The sequence below is a fragment of the Pseudomonas sp. KH_046_2 genome, assembly GCF_057838985.1.
This window is the reverse complement of the sequence record NZ_CM174480.1, coordinates 3,261,824-3,278,269: the sequence shown is the minus strand read 5'-3', so window position 1 is coordinate 3,278,269 and position 16,446 is coordinate 3,261,824. Positions and strand designations below refer to the sequence as shown.

Annotated in this window: 16 protein-coding genes and 1 pseudogene; 9 read left to right on the top strand and 8 right to left on the bottom strand. The window is 53.5% G+C overall.

The features are described from left to right. Positions 1–7: 7 nt before the first annotated feature. From AC3IX1_RS14720 to AC3IX1_RS14710, 3 genes are all read right to left on the bottom strand, one after another. Positions 8–367: an MmcQ/YjbR family DNA-binding protein gene (locus AC3IX1_RS14720; RefSeq protein ID WP_489384702.1), complete on the bottom strand. Its 360-nt coding sequence runs from the start codon at positions 365–367 to the stop codon at positions 8–10. Further along, the gene (locus AC3IX1_RS14715) at positions 364–1,293 is read right to left on the bottom strand and encodes a LysR substrate-binding domain-containing protein (RefSeq protein ID WP_489384701.1); all 930 of its coding nucleotides are present in this window, start codon (positions 1,291–1,293) and stop codon (positions 364–366) included. Before AC3IX1_RS14715 ends, AC3IX1_RS14720 begins: the two co-directional genes overlap by 4 nt. Before the next feature lie 587 nt (positions 1,294–1,880). After that, entirely contained in the window at positions 1,881–2,354 is a 474-nt protein-coding gene (locus AC3IX1_RS14710) for a helix-turn-helix domain-containing protein (RefSeq protein WP_489384700.1), read from the bottom strand. A 248-nt stretch (positions 2,355–2,602) separates the two neighbouring features. On the opposite strand from AC3IX1_RS14710, the gene AC3IX1_RS14705 reads away from it, so the two are divergent. From AC3IX1_RS14705 to AC3IX1_RS14690, 4 genes are all read left to right on the top strand, one after another. Next, on the top strand, positions 2,603–3,397 hold the full coding sequence (locus AC3IX1_RS14705; protein ID WP_489384699.1) for a metallophosphoesterase: 795 nt from the start codon (positions 2,603–2,605) through the stop codon (positions 3,395–3,397). A gap of 88 nt (positions 3,398–3,485) precedes the next feature. Next, positions 3,486–3,836, top strand: coding sequence for a hypothetical protein (locus AC3IX1_RS14700; RefSeq protein WP_489384698.1), 351 nt, complete (start codon positions 3,486–3,488; stop codon positions 3,834–3,836). 9 nt (positions 3,837–3,845) lie between these two features. Continuing rightward, a complete protein-coding gene (locus tag AC3IX1_RS14695; RefSeq protein WP_489384697.1) occupies positions 3,846–4,250 on the top strand; it encodes a DUF6957 family protein in 405 nt (134 codons plus the stop codon). A gap of 49 nt (positions 4,251–4,299) precedes the next feature. Then, the gene (locus tag AC3IX1_RS14690; RefSeq protein ID WP_489384696.1) at positions 4,300–4,656 is read left to right on the top strand and encodes a hypothetical protein; all 357 of its coding nucleotides are present in this window, start codon (positions 4,300–4,302) and stop codon (positions 4,654–4,656) included. A 110-nt stretch (positions 4,657–4,766) separates the two neighbouring features. Here the strand turns inward: AC3IX1_RS14690 and AC3IX1_RS14685 are convergent, their stop codons facing one another. After that, positions 4,767–5,066 carry a hypothetical protein gene (locus AC3IX1_RS14685; protein WP_489384695.1) on the bottom strand — a complete coding sequence of 100 codons (300 nt, stop codon included), beginning with the start codon at positions 5,064–5,066 and terminating at the stop codon, positions 4,767–4,769. A 1,236-nt stretch (positions 5,067–6,302) separates the two neighbouring features. On the opposite strand from AC3IX1_RS14685, the pseudogene AC3IX1_RS14680 reads away from it, so the two are divergent. Then, positions 6,303–6,400 (top strand): annotated as a pseudogene (locus AC3IX1_RS14680) (peptidase S24); the annotation flags it as partial. A gap of 107 nt (positions 6,401–6,507) precedes the next feature. On the opposite strand, the gene AC3IX1_RS14675 reads toward AC3IX1_RS14680, so the two are convergent. Then, positions 6,508–7,419: a LysR family transcriptional regulator gene (locus AC3IX1_RS14675; protein ID WP_489384694.1), complete on the bottom strand. Its 912-nt coding sequence runs from the start codon at positions 7,417–7,419 to the stop codon at positions 6,508–6,510. A 107-nt stretch (positions 7,420–7,526) separates the two neighbouring features. Between AC3IX1_RS14675 and AC3IX1_RS14670 the strand changes: the two genes are divergently transcribed. The 4 genes from AC3IX1_RS14670 to AC3IX1_RS14655 all read left to right on the top strand — a co-directional run bounded on the left by AC3IX1_RS14670 (position 7,527) and on the right by AC3IX1_RS14655 (position 11,188). After that, complete coding sequence (locus AC3IX1_RS14670) at positions 7,527–8,366, top strand: HalD/BesD family halogenase (protein WP_489384693.1); 840 nt, start codon at positions 7,527–7,529, stop codon at positions 8,364–8,366. Positions 8,367–8,520: 154 nt separating this feature from the next. Then, entirely contained in the window at positions 8,521–9,489 is a 969-nt protein-coding gene (locus AC3IX1_RS14665) for an ABC transporter substrate-binding protein (protein WP_489384692.1), read from the top strand. A 108-nt stretch (positions 9,490–9,597) separates the two neighbouring features. Continuing rightward, positions 9,598–10,716 (top strand): S-(hydroxymethyl)glutathione dehydrogenase/class III alcohol dehydrogenase, encoded by a 1,119-nt coding sequence (locus AC3IX1_RS14660; protein ID WP_489384691.1) that lies wholly within the window; start codon positions 9,598–9,600, stop codon positions 10,714–10,716. Between the two features lie 88 nt (positions 10,717–10,804). Then, positions 10,805–11,188 carry a VOC family protein gene (locus AC3IX1_RS14655; protein ID WP_489384690.1) on the top strand — a complete coding sequence of 128 codons (384 nt, stop codon included), beginning with the start codon at positions 10,805–10,807 and terminating at the stop codon, positions 11,186–11,188. Positions 11,189–11,943: 755 nt separating this feature from the next. On the opposite strand, the gene AC3IX1_RS14650 is transcribed toward AC3IX1_RS14655, so the two are convergent. The 3 genes from AC3IX1_RS14650 to gapS4b all read right to left on the bottom strand — a co-directional run bounded on the left by AC3IX1_RS14650 (position 11,944) and on the right by gapS4b (position 16,446). Continuing rightward, the gene (locus tag AC3IX1_RS14650) at positions 11,944–13,161 is read right to left on the bottom strand and encodes a cyclic di-GMP phosphodiesterase (RefSeq protein ID WP_489384689.1); all 1,218 of its coding nucleotides are present in this window, start codon (positions 13,159–13,161) and stop codon (positions 11,944–11,946) included. 556 nt (positions 13,162–13,717) lie between these two features. Beyond that, positions 13,718–14,842, bottom strand: coding sequence for an HDOD domain-containing protein (locus AC3IX1_RS14645; RefSeq protein ID WP_489384688.1), 1,125 nt, complete (start codon positions 14,840–14,842; stop codon positions 13,718–13,720). A gap of 452 nt (positions 14,843–15,294) precedes the next feature. Further along, complete coding sequence (gene gapS4b / locus AC3IX1_RS14640; RefSeq protein WP_489384687.1) at positions 15,295–16,446, bottom strand: GapS4b family protein; 1,152 nt, start codon at positions 16,444–16,446, stop codon at positions 15,295–15,297.

Below are 16,446 nucleotides of genomic sequence, written 5' to 3'. Positions count from 1 at the left end.
GAACGCCCTAAAGCAACAGGCCGACTTGAGTGCGCTTTGGCAGTCTGCTCACTACCAACTGATGGGAACGCTGCAGCAATCCTTGTAGCTCTTCGCCACCGAGCGGGTAGGGCGTTTCCATGATGATCCACTGGGCGCGCGCCAGATAAGGCGCCGGATGAATCCCCGGGCGGTCGCAATGACCGAGAAACAGATCCTTGTCGACCTTGAAGGCCAGGGAATCACCCCGCAGGCCCTGCAAGGCGAACATCTTGTTCCCGGCAATCGAAAACACCCGCACGCCTCCCCATTTATAGTCTTCCCGTGCTCCGGGCAGGCTAAGGCAGAATTTCGCGACATCCTCTTCGCTCATCCGTCCGGCTTTCATAACAATCGTTCCCCACAGGCATTGAATGACTCGACCAGGTGGTCAATCCAGGCGCGTACCGCCGGCATGACCCCGCGTCGATGAGGATAGACCGCTTGCAGCCAGCCACCGGGCAACGACCACTCGGGCAACAGCTGCACCAGTGAGCCGTTTTCCAGTTCCTGTTCGCAATACATCATGGGCAGCATCGTAAAACCCAGGCCGGAGAGGGTGCTGGCCTTGCGCACGATAAAGTCATCGATGCCCAGCCGGGCCTCGAGCGCGAGTTCACAACTTTTGCCTTTTTGATCCAGCAGGCGGATGTGCACCAGGCGGTCGGCTTCCAGGGCACCGAGCACCGGCAGGCTTTTCAGATCCTCGGGATGGTTGATCTCACGGCCAACGAGGAAGCCGGGACTGGCCACCATCAGCATCTGTGCCTGACGCAGGCGGCGGGTGACCAGCAGCGGGTCTTCGTCGCCCAGTTCCCGCACACGCAGGGCCACGTCAATGCCTTCGTTCACCAGGTCGACCCGTCGGTTGAGCAGCATCACCTCCAACTGGACTTGCGGAAACCGCTCCAGAAAGTCGCTGATCACCCCCGGCAATATTTCGTGGGCCAGCCCGACCGGGCAGGACACCCGCAAACGCCCGCGGGGCTCGCTGGACATGCTGGCCACGGCTTCGTCGGCCATTTCCGCCTCCAGCAGCATCGCCTGGCAGTGCCTGAGGTAGCGTTCACCCACAGCCGTCAATTTCAGCTGTCGGGTGGTGCGTTGCAGCAGCCGTGCGCCGAGTCGCTCTTCCAGCTCGGCGATGCGCCGTGACAATCGGGACTTGGGGATGCCCAGCAAACGCCCGGCTGCCGCGAATCCCCCGGCTTCCACGACTTTGGCGAAGTAATACAGGTCGGAGAGATTCCTAGCGGTGCCATCTGTCAAAGCCATACAAAAACCTGTGTTATCAACGTTTTAATCTATTTTTTTTTTTGACAATTTGTCAAACGTGACGCTCGGAAAAGGATTCCATTGCGAATTGGTTTCACGGAATAGCAGGCATCGCGAATTGTGTATTCAGTTCAAGCCCGAATCGTCCTGACTACCCAGTCTAAATTCCTGCCAATGGTTTGGTTGAACTGTTTTCGTGTAGAAAAGTATGGCGCCACTTTCGATCGCATCCCACTCGAAGCACGCTCCTTAAGCGGCGAAGACGTGGAAACCATTTTACTCTTGCCATCGCTCAGAAAGGCTCGTACATGTTTTCCGTACGGCGGGACTGAGCTCTGGAACAACTGCTCCGGCGGTGCCGATATGGAGTGATAAACCCGATTGAGGCTTTTCAGAGCTACATAAGTGCGACGAATGAAGCGGTAGGGAAGAGGAACGTTGATCCTTGATTCGGTTGAGTAGCTTTTTGCAGCTACGGAGCTATGTCTGAGTGAGGCGACGAAGCACAGGAAAAAAGGTCATCATCATTTTATTCATCAGAAGCGAGTCCACTAAAAAATGTCGTTTTCTCGGCTGGCTGTTGACGCTTATCCTGGTGTTCGCCAGATCCTGTTAACCGTTGAAGTTGAAATTCCAAGCGCAGCAGAGGTTTCTTTCTGTGTCATCCCCCGTGTACGGCAACGAAGCACGGCCTCTACTTTATCAGCAGATGAGCGCTTCCCAGCCTTACTGGGTAGGAGCGTGCCGTCAGCGAATTGCCCCGACAAACCTTTCACGACCCCCAGATCGCTGAGACTTTTGACCTCCAGGCCGAGGCGTTTGAGAGCGTCATCAGGAGATAGCTTCTTGTCGAAGCATGATGCGGCCACAAGCAGAGCCAATGGATCGACATTCAATGCTGAGGAGATTGTGTTCAACATATCGAGGGTTACGCCGGTTTTGGCGTTCTCGAGTTTGTACAGATGTTTAGGATCAACCTGACCTTGAAGGTCTTCCTTCGAAAGGCCACGAGCAGATCGAACTAGGCGGAGCACTGCCGCTAGTGATTCCCTCATAACCATGGCGAATCCTCAAAAGCGAGGATAAAGCCATATTGATCAATCTCATGCCATGGATTATAGTCCCTTATGTGGGATTGTGATCGGCCTAGCTGAGTGGCCAGTAAAAGATCCTTCGGAAACGCGGAATGACGGATTTATTTTTTCCTCTCGTAAGATGGCGGCAGCGGGTAAGTCATTCACCACACTCGCGATGCTTGTGACGCAGTTTTCTGATTGGCGTTTTTCCACTCCATGGTGTGGGATGGGGAGTGACAAACATTAGTCATAAATTGACAGGGCAGATAGGTTTTTTAGGGGTGGAAATTTTGAGAATTCACTTGCTGTCTGATCTCCATATCGAATTCCATAAATTTTTGCCAGTTGCTCATGATGCAGATGTCGTCGTACTGGCCGGTGATATAGATCTACTGTTTAGAGGAGTAGATTGGGCGAACAGAGCCTTTCAATGCCCGGTGATATACATCGCTGGTAATCATGAGTTCTACAAAGGCCACCTTGACAGCACAATCCAAAAAATGCGTGAGAAGGCTCTCCCTCATCTTCACGTTCTAGAAAACGAGCACGTAATAATTGATGGCGTAAGATTTCTTGGTGCGACTGGCTGGACTGATTTTTCGTCCACTGGAGATACCGCTGCAGCTATGAAAAAAGCCAAAGACTCCATGAATGACTACAAAATGATTCGCACCGGCACTCAGTACCGCCGAATCATGCCGACTGACATCCAGCAAAAATCGCAATTTGCGAAAAAATGGTTGCTCTCTCAATTGTCAACAAAGTATCAAGGTAAAACGGTTGTTGTAACCCATCACGCACCTTTTCCGGAATGTGCGCCTGGAATCAAGTATGAGATGGGCCATTTGGCTGCAGCTTATGTCAATGACTGGAAGGAGTTTACAGGATGCAATATAGACATCTGGTTGCATGGGCATACGCACGTCGGTTATGAGAAAACCATAGAAGGCATTCGCTGTGCGTCTAATCCAAGGGGCTACCCCTTCGAAGAGACTGGTTTTTTAAGTGATCTAATACTTACTATCTGAATCAGATGGGCGCTAAAGAAATAAATTGTCAGTCAGGAGCTGTATTGTGTTCAGAACAAACGAGAGTCAGCTGCAAGGCAGATTCAAAATGCCTGATGAAAATCTCCTGTTATGGAAATCCGTAAATCTTAGTCATAACCAATATACTTTCTTAGTGGAAGGGGTAGGTTTATTTGATGGTGTTTTCGGGCCAAACGTGCGCCTCGTCAGTGACACAGAATCGGTTCAAACCATATGCAGTTTGGGAGATTCCGAATTTCTTGCTGTTACCAAGGTATACCTCATTTCCCCACCTTGGATGAACCGGCAAAATGAACGTCTAATGGAACCGCTTGCCGAAATCAGATTGCAAAGTTCTGACAAAAAACCACCCATCTACGAATTCGTAACCATGGCGGGGCAGACCTATACAAGCGTTCCTCAACCTAATCCAACTTGAGATAATACTATGGTGACCTTGGATGAAATCTCCCAGCTCCTCTACGGAGCTGGGGAGGGATCGGTCGGCTGGCAGGGCTCTCAGGATTGCTTGACTTCCTTGGCATCAAAGCTGTATCCAGGCAAAGCATTCTGCATCGTTCGGCAGTGGATTTTGATCGACCTCATCGTTACGACTGCTGAGAACGAAAAGCTTACGAACCTCGGTCTGCTTCCCATGACGCTGTTCGCTCACGAGATAGTCGTGGACAGCAGAGGGCGCTTTCAGCCAGGCATGTGGGTGCGCAGTAATTTTGGAGTGTCTTTCATTTACGACTGCATGTTTGAAACCAAGAACACCGTCTACCTTCTATGGGGCCCAGGCCAACGAAAAGAGGCCACTGTGGGTGCCGCGTTTTCGATGTCGCCCGCGTGAGCGGTGAACACCGCAAACACATATTGAGTCATTTTGGAGATTTGGCCGGATGCCTGATGCAATCGAAGTAGAGCTGCACGGTAAAGATGTCAGTGAGTTTCAACTGGTTCGCTTGGTGCGAGCGAGCCATCGAAAATACAGCGTGCCGATTACTGCTTTCATTAGTGATGCTTTCATCGCTGAGGATACGTGCGCAGGCGTTTCTTTTGACCACGCAGAGAAACACGAGGGATACCGCAAAGCAGATGGCGCCATCCTTCGAACAGGAAAAATTCACATCGTACGGAAAGAAGGGCGTTTCTGGCTGCTTGAAGCACAAGATGGCGATTACGTTATCTGCAGCTTCATGCGAGATGTTGGACGGGGGAGTTTTCTGAAGTTTCTGCGCACCGGCGAGCGCATCTGAGTATTCCAGTCAAAGAGCTCCGAAACCGCAATTCGGAGCCCTTCATTTGTCTGGCTCTAGCTTATGATTCCCCTCAGCTATTGGCTGATGCAAGAGACTAGAGGTGGGGCTCAGTAGCCGAACTCGTTCAACAATTTCTGTAAAAACTCGCGCCGCCTTTGAACGATGCAGAGAATCAAATAATCCCGGTCGGTATCCCTTGTGGACAGGTGCCCAGCATCCACCAGGCCATGGATGTAGCCATCAGCTCTGCCTCTTGCCTCGAGCAATGCCTCGATAGACGTACTCTTGTAAATGTCGCTAGCGATCAGTTGCCACCTCTTCTTTTGCCGGTGCCCGATAGGATCGTCCGAAAATTTTGGTGCGCTGATCAGTGCATCGAAATCGTTAGGTAGCCTGGTGGTTCTCAAGATGGATTCTCGTGACGTTGACATCTGAGAGGAGGCTATCACGCGTACACTATATAGCCGGATGCTAACTGGAATATTGCTAAAGCCCCTTTCTTATTGAACTCAGCCCTACCCGAACGGCCTAGCCGCTGACGCGGAGAAGCGACTGCAGCAATGCCAACGGCACAGCGAAAAGCGGTCAGGGCTCAAACCTCACGAACTCATGGCCAACCTGCAAATTGTGCTCTCGGTGAACAAATTATCTATTGCTGCGCCAGGTCAGGGAATTTTGAAGAAGCAACCTTCACAGGTGCAGTTCATAGCGCTCTCCGTTATGGGGAGTGCCATTACCCCAGTGTGTAGAGTTCTGAACTGATGCCCGCCAGTACCCAAGCAGGCGGCGCAACGGCATACATCGCACAAGACGTAAGTAACGGTCTCGACTTCGACCATTACCATGTTTGCTTGGAGGAACGGCCAGCAGGGCCGGGAGATGAAACCGCCGATATTCGCTGCCGCGAGTCGATTCGGCCCGTGACATGGGGTGGGAGATGAACCCCCCGATGTTCATCAAAGGCCCGTGTTTGCTTGGCGGAACGGCCAGCGGAGCCGGGAGATGAAACCGCTTATATTCGCTGCCGCGAATCGATCCGACCCTCGCCAGGGGGTGGGAGATCAAACTACCGATATTCGCCAAAGGCCCGTGTTTGCTTGACGGAACGGCTAGCGGGGCCGGGAGATGAAACCGCTTATATTCGCTGCCGCGAGCCGATCTTGCCCTTGCCAGGGGGCGGGAGATGAAACTGCCGATATTCGCTTCAGCCAGCCGATCCGGCCCTTGCCAGGGGTGGGAGATCAACCCCGCGATATTCGTTAAAGGCCCGTGTTTGCTTGGCGGAACGGCCAGCAGGGTCGGGAGATGAAACCGCTTATATTCGCTTCAGCCAGCTGATTCGGCCCGCGTCACTGGGTGAGAGATGAAACCCTCGATATTCGTCTGAGCCCAGATACTACGTACCGCATTAGCCAGGAATTCAACTCGCACGGCTAGTCGCTTACGCGAAGAAGCGACTGCATTACCTGGCGACGTTAGAACCACAAAAAAGCGGTCATGACTCAGCACTTATGATCGCCTGGCCAACCTCTAACTCTGTTCTCAACGAATCCATCGGTCGCAAGTTTTCTCGCTCGATATTGACCGCAGACAGGCTTCGACGGTAACTGTATTTATATACAGTTTAGGTTAAGGCATCACTCATGAGCGTCACCATTCTCGGCCCATTGGCAGAAGGGGGAGTTCAGCTTCCCTTTTTTTCGTTCAAAGTCCCGCAGGCTTCCCATCGCCCGCAGCGGATTAAGGCGATCTGAAAATCCGACTTTTCCAACAGAATCGGCCGATAGTTGCCTGTTGCGAAAGACTGTCATCGACCCAAAGAAACCATTTTCACGCATTGGCCAAGGATTAGCTGTGTGCAGGTTTTCCTGCATTTTTAATCCAGGTATCAAGTACGGTAACCATTTTATTGACCTCACTGTCTTCCCGTTCCGAGGGGCGAATAATAGCGTTCCAAGCGATGTCCAAGCCGTCGTTCAGGGCTGCCCAAGCAAGCTCCCCACGCTCAAGGCTGGGGGTTACCAAATCCCGTTGCAATATGCTGATTCCGTAGCCTGAGCGTACCAGTTCGACAATGGCTTCAATCAACTCCACCGTGATCATGCGACGCGGCAAGATGCTGGCGGGGGCGAAGAAACGGTCATATTCCCAGCCACTTGCGCGATCAGTTGAATATGTCACCAGGTTGTAAGTCTTGAAGTCTTCCGCGTAAATATTCTTCCTCCCCGCAAGGGGATGATCGGTTGCCATGATCGCAATCAAGTCGTCCCGAAAAAGCGGCAGCTTGGCGACACCGCTAGGCACCATGCCGTCATCGATAATGGACACATCAAGCCTTCCTTGCATCAGGCTCGCGTAAACGTCGTTACGGGGCACGGTCACCAGTGTGATTTCGATGTCGGGCCGAAGACTTGAGTAGTGCTTGATGAATTTTGGAATCCAGCGAAACGGGCCGTAGGAGGTGACACCCATACGGACAAACGCTGTGACGCCGCCGGCCATGGATCTGGCTTCAGACTCGGCTTCATTGAGTATCGCGATGATGTCTTTGGCCGCACGTTCCAGGCGCACACCAGCAGGGCTGAGTCTGAGCTTTCCTCCTGATCTTTCCGTCAGGCTCACACCTAGCCGCCGCTCCGCTTCGCGTATGCGGTGACTGACCGCTGAGGGGGTCAGCCATAGACGCTCGGCCACCGCCGTAATCGAATCGACTTCCGACAGGGTTTGCAACATCACAAGGTGATCCAGCGTGAGTCTCATGGCTATAACCTGAAAATAATTCACAGAATTGCGTAAAATTATGAGCGTGACTTGTTTTTGGTGGCGATGCAATCTGAATCCAGCAGAGCCACCGGAGACCAACAATAATGACTACCCTGCCTTTCACACCAGCGCTCACCCTGGGCGATATCATTGATCTCGAGCGTTACCCCATTACCGATCGCACCAGTCCCGCTTATCTCGCACTGGTCACTCACAGTCAGTCGTTGCTGGGACAAGAGGGCGTTGCGATCTTTCCGGGTTTTGTTCGTGATCCATCGGTTGTCGCGATGGCGCAACAGACACTTGCACTGCACTCGCGCATGTTTCATTTTCGGGAAAACCACACGGTTTATTTCAAACCTCAGGACGAAAGCGTTGATCCGGAACATCCGCTCCGGCGGTTGATGAATACTGCAAAAGACACCGTTGCTTATGCCGATATTCCTGCCGACCATTTGATCCGGCAGATCTACGGATCGGACGAAGTCCTTGCTTTCATCAAAGATGTTCTGGATCTGGGTACGCTCTATCGTCATGCCGATCCACTGGCCGCCCTTAACTTGCAGGGCTTCACGGCAGGACAGGAGTTGGGGTGGCACTTTGATCGTTCCGACTTCAGCGTCACGCTGTCCCTTCAGGCGGCGAGCGTTGGCGGGGATTTTGAGTACGTGCGCATGCTGCGCAATGAAAACGACGACTGTTATGACGCGGTCAGGCAATTCCTCGATAACCCGAAAACACAGCAGATAGAGGTTTTACCTCAAGTGCCCGGCACCCTGACATTGTTCCGTGGCCGCTATTCATTGCACCGGGTCACGCCGGTGGAAGGGGACAGGTTGAGGCTCAACGCGGTGTTCGCGTACGTGGATCAGCCCAATGTCGAATTCAGTGCCTATGCCCGCCAATTGTTCTACGGGCGTACCTCCGTTGATCCATTGGTTTAAGTTTCGCCGATAACAATAAAAGCAATTGATTCACGCCTTTGCCTCACGTGTTTGCGCGCGTACCAGTCCATGCTGAATCAGATGGGCTCGTTTGTTCCTGTGTCGCACACAACAGTTCGCTGCCCCCAATAATAACGATTCGGAGCGTCTGATCATGAAAAACAGGAAGAGTTTGCTGGCCTCGTTACTCACCCTCGGCTTGCTCGTTGGTAGTGCTTCAAGCCAGGCTTCGGGATGGTGTGAATCGGGCAAACCGGTGAAATTTGCCGGGTTGAACTGGGAGAGCGGGATGCTCCTAACCGACATCATGATGATCGTGCTCAAGGAAGGCTACGGCTGTGCAACGGATCAGTTGGTGGGTAACACCATCATTCTTGAGACCGCGCTGGCCGGCAACGACATTCAAGTGTTTGGCGAGGAGTGGATGGAGCGCAGCGAAGTCTGGAAGAAGGCTGCGGCAGCCGGGAAGGTCGTCGGGGTTGGCGCTCCGATCGTCGGTGCGACTCAAGGCTGGTATGTGCCGCGCTATGTCGTGGAGGGGGACGCAAAACGCAATAGACCGGCACAAGCACCCGACCTCAAGACAGTCGCCGACCTGAGCAAGTACCCGGGCGTTTTCAAAGACCCGGAGGAGCCGTCCAAAGGCCGCTTCTACAACTGTCCTGCTGGCTGGATTTGTGAGCAGGACAATACCGAGATGCTCAAAGAGTACGGTCTTGAAAACACCTTCACGAACTTCCGTCCAGGCACCGGTGCGGCATTGGATGCGGCTGTCCTGTCCAGTTACAAACGCGGTGAGCCGGTACTGTTCTACTACTGGTCACCGACGCCGCTGATGGGGCAGATCGATGCGATAAGACTGGAGGAAAAGACCGGAGCCAACAAAGACGTCATCACCATGGTCGGGCTCTCCAAGGCGTTTCATGAACAGGCTCCCGAACTGGTCGCGGTACTTGAAAAGGTCAACATTCCCATCGATCTGTTGAATCAGAACCTGGCGAGAATGACCAGGGAACGCATCGAGTCGCCGAAGCTGGCCAGGATGTTCCTCAAGGAACACCCGGAAGTCTGGCACGCCTGGGTCGATGAAGGCGCAGCAAAAAAGATCGAGGCATCGCTCTAATCGGCCTCCAGGGCAAGGACGCCCGCCCTCTGTAACGCCCCTCTGAACACAACCTCTTTACCGTTTCTACAAAGTGGAGGCTTCTCTTTGCCTCCGGGAATCATGACCATGATCAAATCACGAGCGGCCGTCGCTTTCGCGGCGAACCAGCCTCTGCAAATTGTCGAAATCGATGTAGCGCCACCGCAAGCCGGCGAGGTGCTGGTACGCATCGTTGCGACAGGTGTCTGCCATACTGATGCGTTTACCTTGTCTGGAGCCGATCCTGAAGGGATTTTCCCTGTCATTCTTGGCCACGAAGGTGGCGGTATTGTCGAGGCGGTTGGTGAGGGGGTGACGTCACTGACGGTCGGCGATCATGTGATCCCGCTCTACACCCCGGAATGTGGCGACTGCAAATTCTGCAAATCCGGGAAGACCAACCTCTGCCAGAAAATTCGTGCGACCCAGGGCAAAGGCCTGATGCCAGACGGCACCAGCCGCTTCTCCTACAACGGCCAGCCCCTGTTTCACTACATGGGCACCTCGACCTTTTCCGAGTACACGGTGCTGCCGGAAATCTCGCTGGCCAAAATTCCCAAAGAGGCGCCGCTGGAGCAGGTTTGCCTGCTCGGTTGCGGTGTGACGACGGGCATTGGCGCGGTGCTCAACACCGCCAAAGTCGAGGAGGGCGCCAGCGTGGCGATCTTCGGTCTGGGCGGCATCGGCCTGGCGGCTATTATCGGCGCCACCATGGCCAAGGCCGGTCGAATCATCGCGATCGATATCAATCCCGCCAAGTTCGAGATCGCCAGGCAACTGGGCGCTACTGACTTCATCAACCCGAAGGATTACGACAGACCGATCCAGGACGTGATCGTCGAGATGACCGAGGGCGGTGTCGACTACTCCTTCGAATGCATTGGCAACGTCAACCTCATGCGCGCGGCCCTGGAGTGTTGTCACAAGGGGTGGGGCGAGTCGGTGATCATCGGTGTCGCCGGCGCGGGCCAGGAAATCAGTACTCGACCGTTCCAGCTGGTGACCGGTCGCGTCTGGCGCGGCTCCGCTTTCGGCGGCGTCAAAGGTCGCAGTGAATTGCCCACTTATGTCGAGAAGGCTCAGGCCGGCGTAATCCCGCTAAGCACCTTCATCACCCACACCATGGGGCTTGAAGACATCAACAAAGCCTTCGAGTTGATGCATGAAGGCAAGAGCATTCGCACCGTTATCCATTTCGAACGCTGATAGAACCGCCCCGGCGTGCATCGTCAATCGAGCAGCGCTCGGTCGAACTGCAATGCCCACCCCCCGTATTATCAAAGAGAGAATCAATATGAGCATCTTCACTCATGTCACCGTCGGTACCAACGATCTGCAAAAGGCCCGTAGTTTTTACGACAATGTACTCGGCGCACTCGGCCAGAAACGCATCGCTGATCTGGATGAAAATGGATCGATCTGGGGTGAGAACGCCCCGTCCTTCTTCGTGCTGAAACCGGCAAACGGCGCTCCTGCCAGCGTCGGTAACGGTGTCACTGTCAGCTTTGAAGCACCGAGTCGCGCCGCAATCGATGCCTTCCACGCGGCAGCTCTGGCCTGCGGTGGCACCGACGAAGGCACACCCGGGCCACGAGGCTGGGCACCTAATGCGTATGCCGCCTATGCCCGAGATCTGGACGGTAACAAGCTGGCTGCGTACTGCTTCAAGGCCGCCTAAGCCTCATCGGAGCTTCGCATTCCTCCTTAATCGGTAAATCACCCATGAGATCGTGGTCACTTCGCGAGCTTGCCAGTGACCATGTTCCAAGGCTCTTGTAACAGGCTGCCGGTCGTATGCTGCTCGCCACGATCGGCCGCTTTTGGCTGTGGATTCAACCGTTAGCTGCCTGTCATGAAGAAATCATTCTGGTGTTATCAGCGCTGCGAGCGTCATGTTGACGGCCCGGCGCTTCGATTGCCAACGTCGCACTGAGCCACTGGCTCAACACGAACCTCGTCCATAAGTGGATTCGGCTGCGATCGCAGAAAAGTGTCGTCCTGCAACCTGCCTCATTCCGATGACATTATCTCCGTCGGCGTCATGATCGGATATCACCCCCAGCCATGATCTGCCTCGAAATCCAACGCTCATGCGGCACCGTCAAAGTGAGCTGGCCGACCGAAAACGCTGCTGCCTGCGCGACCTGTCTTCGAGACCTGTTGCGATGATCCGCATCGATTCCAACTGGCTCGCCACCGAGCCGATGAACATGCGCGCCGGTAAAGCTGATCGAGTTTGCAGGCAAAGGCCATGCACCACAGATGGAAGATTCAGCCGGTTTCAATTAGGTGCTGGTCGAAGCGCAGAATTGCAGTTAGGGCATTGCATGGGTGAGAAAAGCAAAACCCCGGAGGTTGGCCCTGCCGGGGTTCTTATGTTCTCCCTTCTGGGCAGAGAACATGGCGAGATCTTAGCAGAGTGGTGCTTCTGCATCATGTCGATGCGCGACAGTCCACGGTGGTCGGTAAACCCCTCCAGAGTAAATCGAGCTGACTAAAGCCCCACTTCGCTGGACTCTCTCGGCTAGTGATTTTTTCACGCCCTACTAATTTGGCGAGGTCAATGATTTCATGTGGAACGGGTAGATTTGAATGTGTTGAGAAAAATACCTTGACCTGTGGTGTCAACAGCGATTTTTCATGCTGCTCAATCACTACGCCCAGCAGCCCACTCTCCAGTCGAACCAGAGCACCCACCGGGTAGATGCCGATTGTTCTAATAAAAGCGTGCAATATTTCAGTATCGAAGTGGCCTTGCCACGTCGCCATCTGATGGATAGCCTCGGCGGGATCCCAACCTGGTTTGTAGGGGCGTGCCGATGTCAGCGCATCGAACACATCGCACACCGCTCCCATGCGCGAAAATAGGCTAATTTGCTCGCTGGCAAGTCGATGTGGGTAGCCACTGCCATCGTACTTTTCGTGATGGTGCAGGCATACATCAAGCACTAAATCACTTATGTACTCATTGTCGGTCAGTATGTTGATTGCCGCTTTAGGATGCTTGCGTATAATTTCAAACTCTTCATCGGTGAGTTTCCCAGGTTTATCAAGGATTGTTTCTGGGATCGCGATTTTTCCGATGTCGTGCAACAGCCCTGCGATGCCTGCCTCAAGTACTAAATCTTGACTCAGATTCAATTCGTGAGCGAGGGCGATCATGAGCGAGCTGACCGCCACTGAGTGCATGTACGTGTAGTCGTTTGCGGTTTTCAGGCGAGCCAGGCTGATTAGTGCTCTGGGGTGGCGTAACACTGAATCGGAGAACTCCGAAACCAGTTCGGCAACACGGGCCAGTTTTAACGGCTGGCCCATGCGCGCCTTGCGGAACATCGCGACCACGGCCATTTTGGCCTCCGCACAGAGCTTTTGTGCTTGAGGCAACTCAGCCGCTAACGTCGTCAAGCCTCGTGGCGCAGTACCACCTACTGTCGAAAGATGTGGCGCCTCAAGTCGCCCGGACACGGCATCTATGCCTTTGCCGACATCGATCCACACCTCATGAACAGTCGAGTCCTTGATACGTTTCAGATCATATGAAGTCTGGATCAGGAATCGGCCTTTCCAAAAGGTCGGATCCATTCCTGAATCGCTGAAATCATGAACATACATGCCGAGGCAAAGCTCATTAGCAGGAATAAGTTTAATCATTAATAGATGATATCCATATATAGATAGCTACTATTTGCTAGAGATCGATCACCTTTGTGCTTGATGGCTCAGTGATATCATTTTTTTCGTTGATGCACATTAGCATGGGGGCGGGGTGGAATTGAAAATTCCAGAGGACACGCGACAGGCGGGTGAGGATGGGGCGAGGTCTGCGCCTATCACTTCAGTGAAAACTAAAGTTGTTTACACGGAAGCCTTTATAGATCAATCGCTTGTGACGAAAGTATCCTGATTTTTTGTCGTGCCTCGGCATGCCCCATGAAGGCTTGGGTGCAAGCGGCTGTCGGCATGAGTATTCCACTGGCGGTGTTGCATTGGACTACAGCCCTGGGGGCGTTGGCGTATTCATCGCGTGAATCTGTCAGGCTTCCTTAGAAAACATGGCAACGCTCGCCATCCTGAAGGTTCGGCTAGATCTGTACGAATCTAGCTTACCCATGTTGGCTAAGAGGAGCGCAAGAAAGGCGCCGAGGCGGATGATGATCAGGCCGCATCGAGAGGTCGGTCACGAGCAAGGACTCCCAGGGACATTGGGCTAAGCCAACCCCGCCATTCTCTTCAGCCGTTCGATCGTCACGAGCTCTTCTCCTTGGACTTCTGCAGCTGCCAGGCGCATCACCACCTGCTCGCGTCGTACCTGGGCTGGTGGCAATACATAAACTGCCCCGATCAATTCGCGCAGAGGCATGGGCAAGCCCCAATGGGCTTTCAGGTTAATGGCGAAGGGGCCGCTGAACTTGGCAATGGCCTGCATGAGCTGGTCGTCGTCAATGATGTGGCCGCTATTTTCCCAGATCTGAGCGAGGTGGAGCACACATAGCTCGCCCATCCGATGGAGCAGCGCTGCGGTGTGCAGAGGGGCTGGATCAATGCGGCACTGCCTCGATAAGGCTATCGTTCGATCACTGAGGTGTTCGATTTCGTCCAACTGACTTTGGATTTTCAGCTGAAGCAGAGGACTTGCCTGTTCGGTGTGCTGGCGCAACGCCATCCCTGTGGCTAAATTGAGGCAAGTTTGTACGCCAAGTTTGCTTAGAGCCTCTATGTGGTTGAGGCATGGCCTGCCACCATTGTTATAGGCACTACTGTTGGCGACGGCAATCAATTTGGCGCATAGGGCTGGGTCATGTCGCCAAGACTCAGCGAGTTCACGCAGATCTTGCTCCTCTCCTTTGAGACAGCTCAACAACTGCTCCCGCACATTGCCGATCAACGGCATGTCGAGTTCACCGACATCTTTCCCGGCAAGATACGCGATCAAATCCTCCCCCAAGAGCGGGCTGCTGGGGGCTGCGTCAGGTTGTGGAATCAACTTCGCAAGGTACTCGATTACACGCGGCACTTGAAACGGCTTGGTGATGAAGGCGCTAACTCCCAGAGTGCGAACCGCCATGATACTAGCCCGTTCTGCATGGCCGGTGACGATGACCACAGGCGTGCTGCGATCCTCCTGGCGGATACTTTTCAGCAGATTGATGCCGGTGGCATCGGATAGATTCCATTCGGTCAAGACCAATTGGTAGGGGGCAAGCTGCCAGGCCTCAATCGCATTCTGGACACGGGTGAACCAATCGACCTGGATGCCAGGACGGATACTCAACACGATCTGTTTGAGTAGGTCTGCACTCCAAGAGTCATTTTCCAGAATCATTACACGCATGGCGTTCCTTAGCTGCGATGTGCCTTGGTCTTGATTGCTCATCAAGCCGAGCATTAAAAGTAGGTGCTGCGAAGTCGATCATCTGCGAAGGCTCGATCAGCACGCTTTTGATGTAGCCCTCGACCTCCGATACGATAGGGAAGAGCAGAGAGCTATTTGTAGAAATGCGACGGTATCTCCTTTGGCTACGCTGTTCGACGGGCGAAGATCCGTTCAGGTGTATCAGGATGGCTTGGCAGAAAACGTCGCCCCCGGGCTCTTGATTGTTGCCGGCAAAGATTGCTGCTCGCAGGGCACATCGCTGGTCACAGAGGTTGGTTCTAGTCAGCAAACAAACTGGCTCGAATGCGTCCAAATAATCTCAGGTGTGCATCCTGTAGGGCACTGCATGTGCAGTAGGGCACAACGCAGCGCCACACCGAGCTCGAATGGCGCTGGTTCGCTCAGATCCACTAATGAGGTGAAAGCGACTTTGACATCGTTGGTTTACCAGGAATCGAGAGCGTCTTGAACGTCTCAATTTTCTCTGACTCCAGTTCCTTCAAGATCGTCTCCTTCGCATCGTTCTTATCAATCGTCTTGCCTGTATTGTCGAAGGTGATCTGCTTGATCCGCAGTTCGATTTCGCTGTCCTTGTTCTGGCCGGCAGAGAACTCTGGAAAGCCAAGGGAAATAACGCAATTGCCATCGAGCCCCGACGTGCTGAAGCGAAACTTGGCGTCCAGGCGATGCAGGAACAGGCTCGGTCGATAGCCTACATTGGAGAGAAAATCCGAATCCTCTAGGCTGAATCCCTTCAAATCAAGATTGCGAATTTTCTCCTTCATCCACCCCAAATCGGTTGGGAGCAAATTGTCAGGGTCAGGGGCTATCCCAATGTCCACGATTTCGAGGAACGTGATGGCCACCAAACGGCTGTACTGGGTCAGACCCAATAGATAAAGGAATCTGTTTTCGTTGGTGAAATCGCAGAAGCGGATCGACGTGACCGTCTCGTTCTCGTCGATTTGCTTAACCGATTTGAAGTGCGAGACCAAGTACTTGGACATCGCCTTGTTCGTGGTTCTTGTCTCTGGCGCGGTATGCGTGCTGATCAGAATCAGTTCGTCTTGGGCCTTGTTTTTCTTGATCTCGATTGACCCTTTAAAGGTCTTGTGGGAATCCGCCCAGCTTTTGGATCGATCAATTCGCTCCAGAAGGTAGTCCATCCGGATGGTGTCCAAGTCTTTGTTGACGGGGTAGAAACCTGGTGTCCCCAGTACCTTGAAATTTACGAAGTCGAGGTCAAGGAGTTTGTTTACGTCGATCAAATCGGGGACAGAGTCGAGTAACGTATCTTGTCCGAGCCACTTGATCGTTTGGGTGGTGATCTTTGGATTGTCTTCCTTGGTCGTGTAGGCAAGCTGGAGTTGAGAAAATTCGCTCGGCCTGATCAGGGAAAGCGTCAGTGCAGGGATAGACTGCTCTTTTTCCTGACTATTGATGAAGACGCCCCGACTCTTCAGTACGGTTTTGATATCGCCTGCGCCAATGTAGGGTTGGGCCAGGTAGGTGCGCAATGCCTCACCTTGCGGCAGGATCGAGTCAATATTCTGATTGCTCAC

Bases quoted from the DNA above. Each gene is read 5' to 3' on its own strand.
- AC3IX1_RS14720 (WP_489384702.1), bottom strand. From the start codon at position 367: ATGAAAGCCGGACGGATGAGCGAAGAGGATGTCGCGAAATTCTGCCTT.
- AC3IX1_RS14715 (WP_489384701.1), bottom strand. From the start codon at position 1,293: ATGGCTTTGACAGATGGCACCGCTAGGAATCTCTCCGACCTGTATTAC.
- AC3IX1_RS14710 (WP_489384700.1), bottom strand. From the start codon at position 2,354: ATGGTTATGAGGGAATCACTAGCGGCAGTGCTCCGCCTAGTTCGATCT.
- AC3IX1_RS14700 (WP_489384698.1), top strand. From the start codon at position 3,486: ATGCCTGATGAAAATCTCCTGTTATGGAAATCCGTAAATCTTAGTCAT.
- AC3IX1_RS14695 (WP_489384697.1), top strand. From the start codon at position 3,846: ATGGTGACCTTGGATGAAATCTCCCAGCTCCTCTACGGAGCTGGGGAG.
- AC3IX1_RS14690 (WP_489384696.1), top strand. From the start codon at position 4,300: ATGCCTGATGCAATCGAAGTAGAGCTGCACGGTAAAGATGTCAGTGAG.
- AC3IX1_RS14675 (WP_489384694.1), bottom strand. From the start codon at position 7,419: ATGAGACTCACGCTGGATCACCTTGTGATGTTGCAAACCCTGTCGGAA.
- AC3IX1_RS14670 (WP_489384693.1), top strand. From the start codon at position 7,527: ATGACTACCCTGCCTTTCACACCAGCGCTCACCCTGGGCGATATCATT.
- AC3IX1_RS14665 (WP_489384692.1), top strand. From the start codon at position 8,521: ATGAAAAACAGGAAGAGTTTGCTGGCCTCGTTACTCACCCTCGGCTTG.
- AC3IX1_RS14660 (WP_489384691.1), top strand. From the start codon at position 9,598: ATGATCAAATCACGAGCGGCCGTCGCTTTCGCGGCGAACCAGCCTCTG.
- AC3IX1_RS14655 (WP_489384690.1), top strand. From the start codon at position 10,805: ATGAGCATCTTCACTCATGTCACCGTCGGTACCAACGATCTGCAAAAG.
- AC3IX1_RS14650 (WP_489384689.1), bottom strand. From the start codon at position 13,161: ATGATTAAACTTATTCCTGCTAATGAGCTTTGCCTCGGCATGTATGTT.
- AC3IX1_RS14645 (WP_489384688.1), bottom strand. From the start codon at position 14,842: ATGCGTGTAATGATTCTGGAAAATGACTCTTGGAGTGCAGACCTACTC.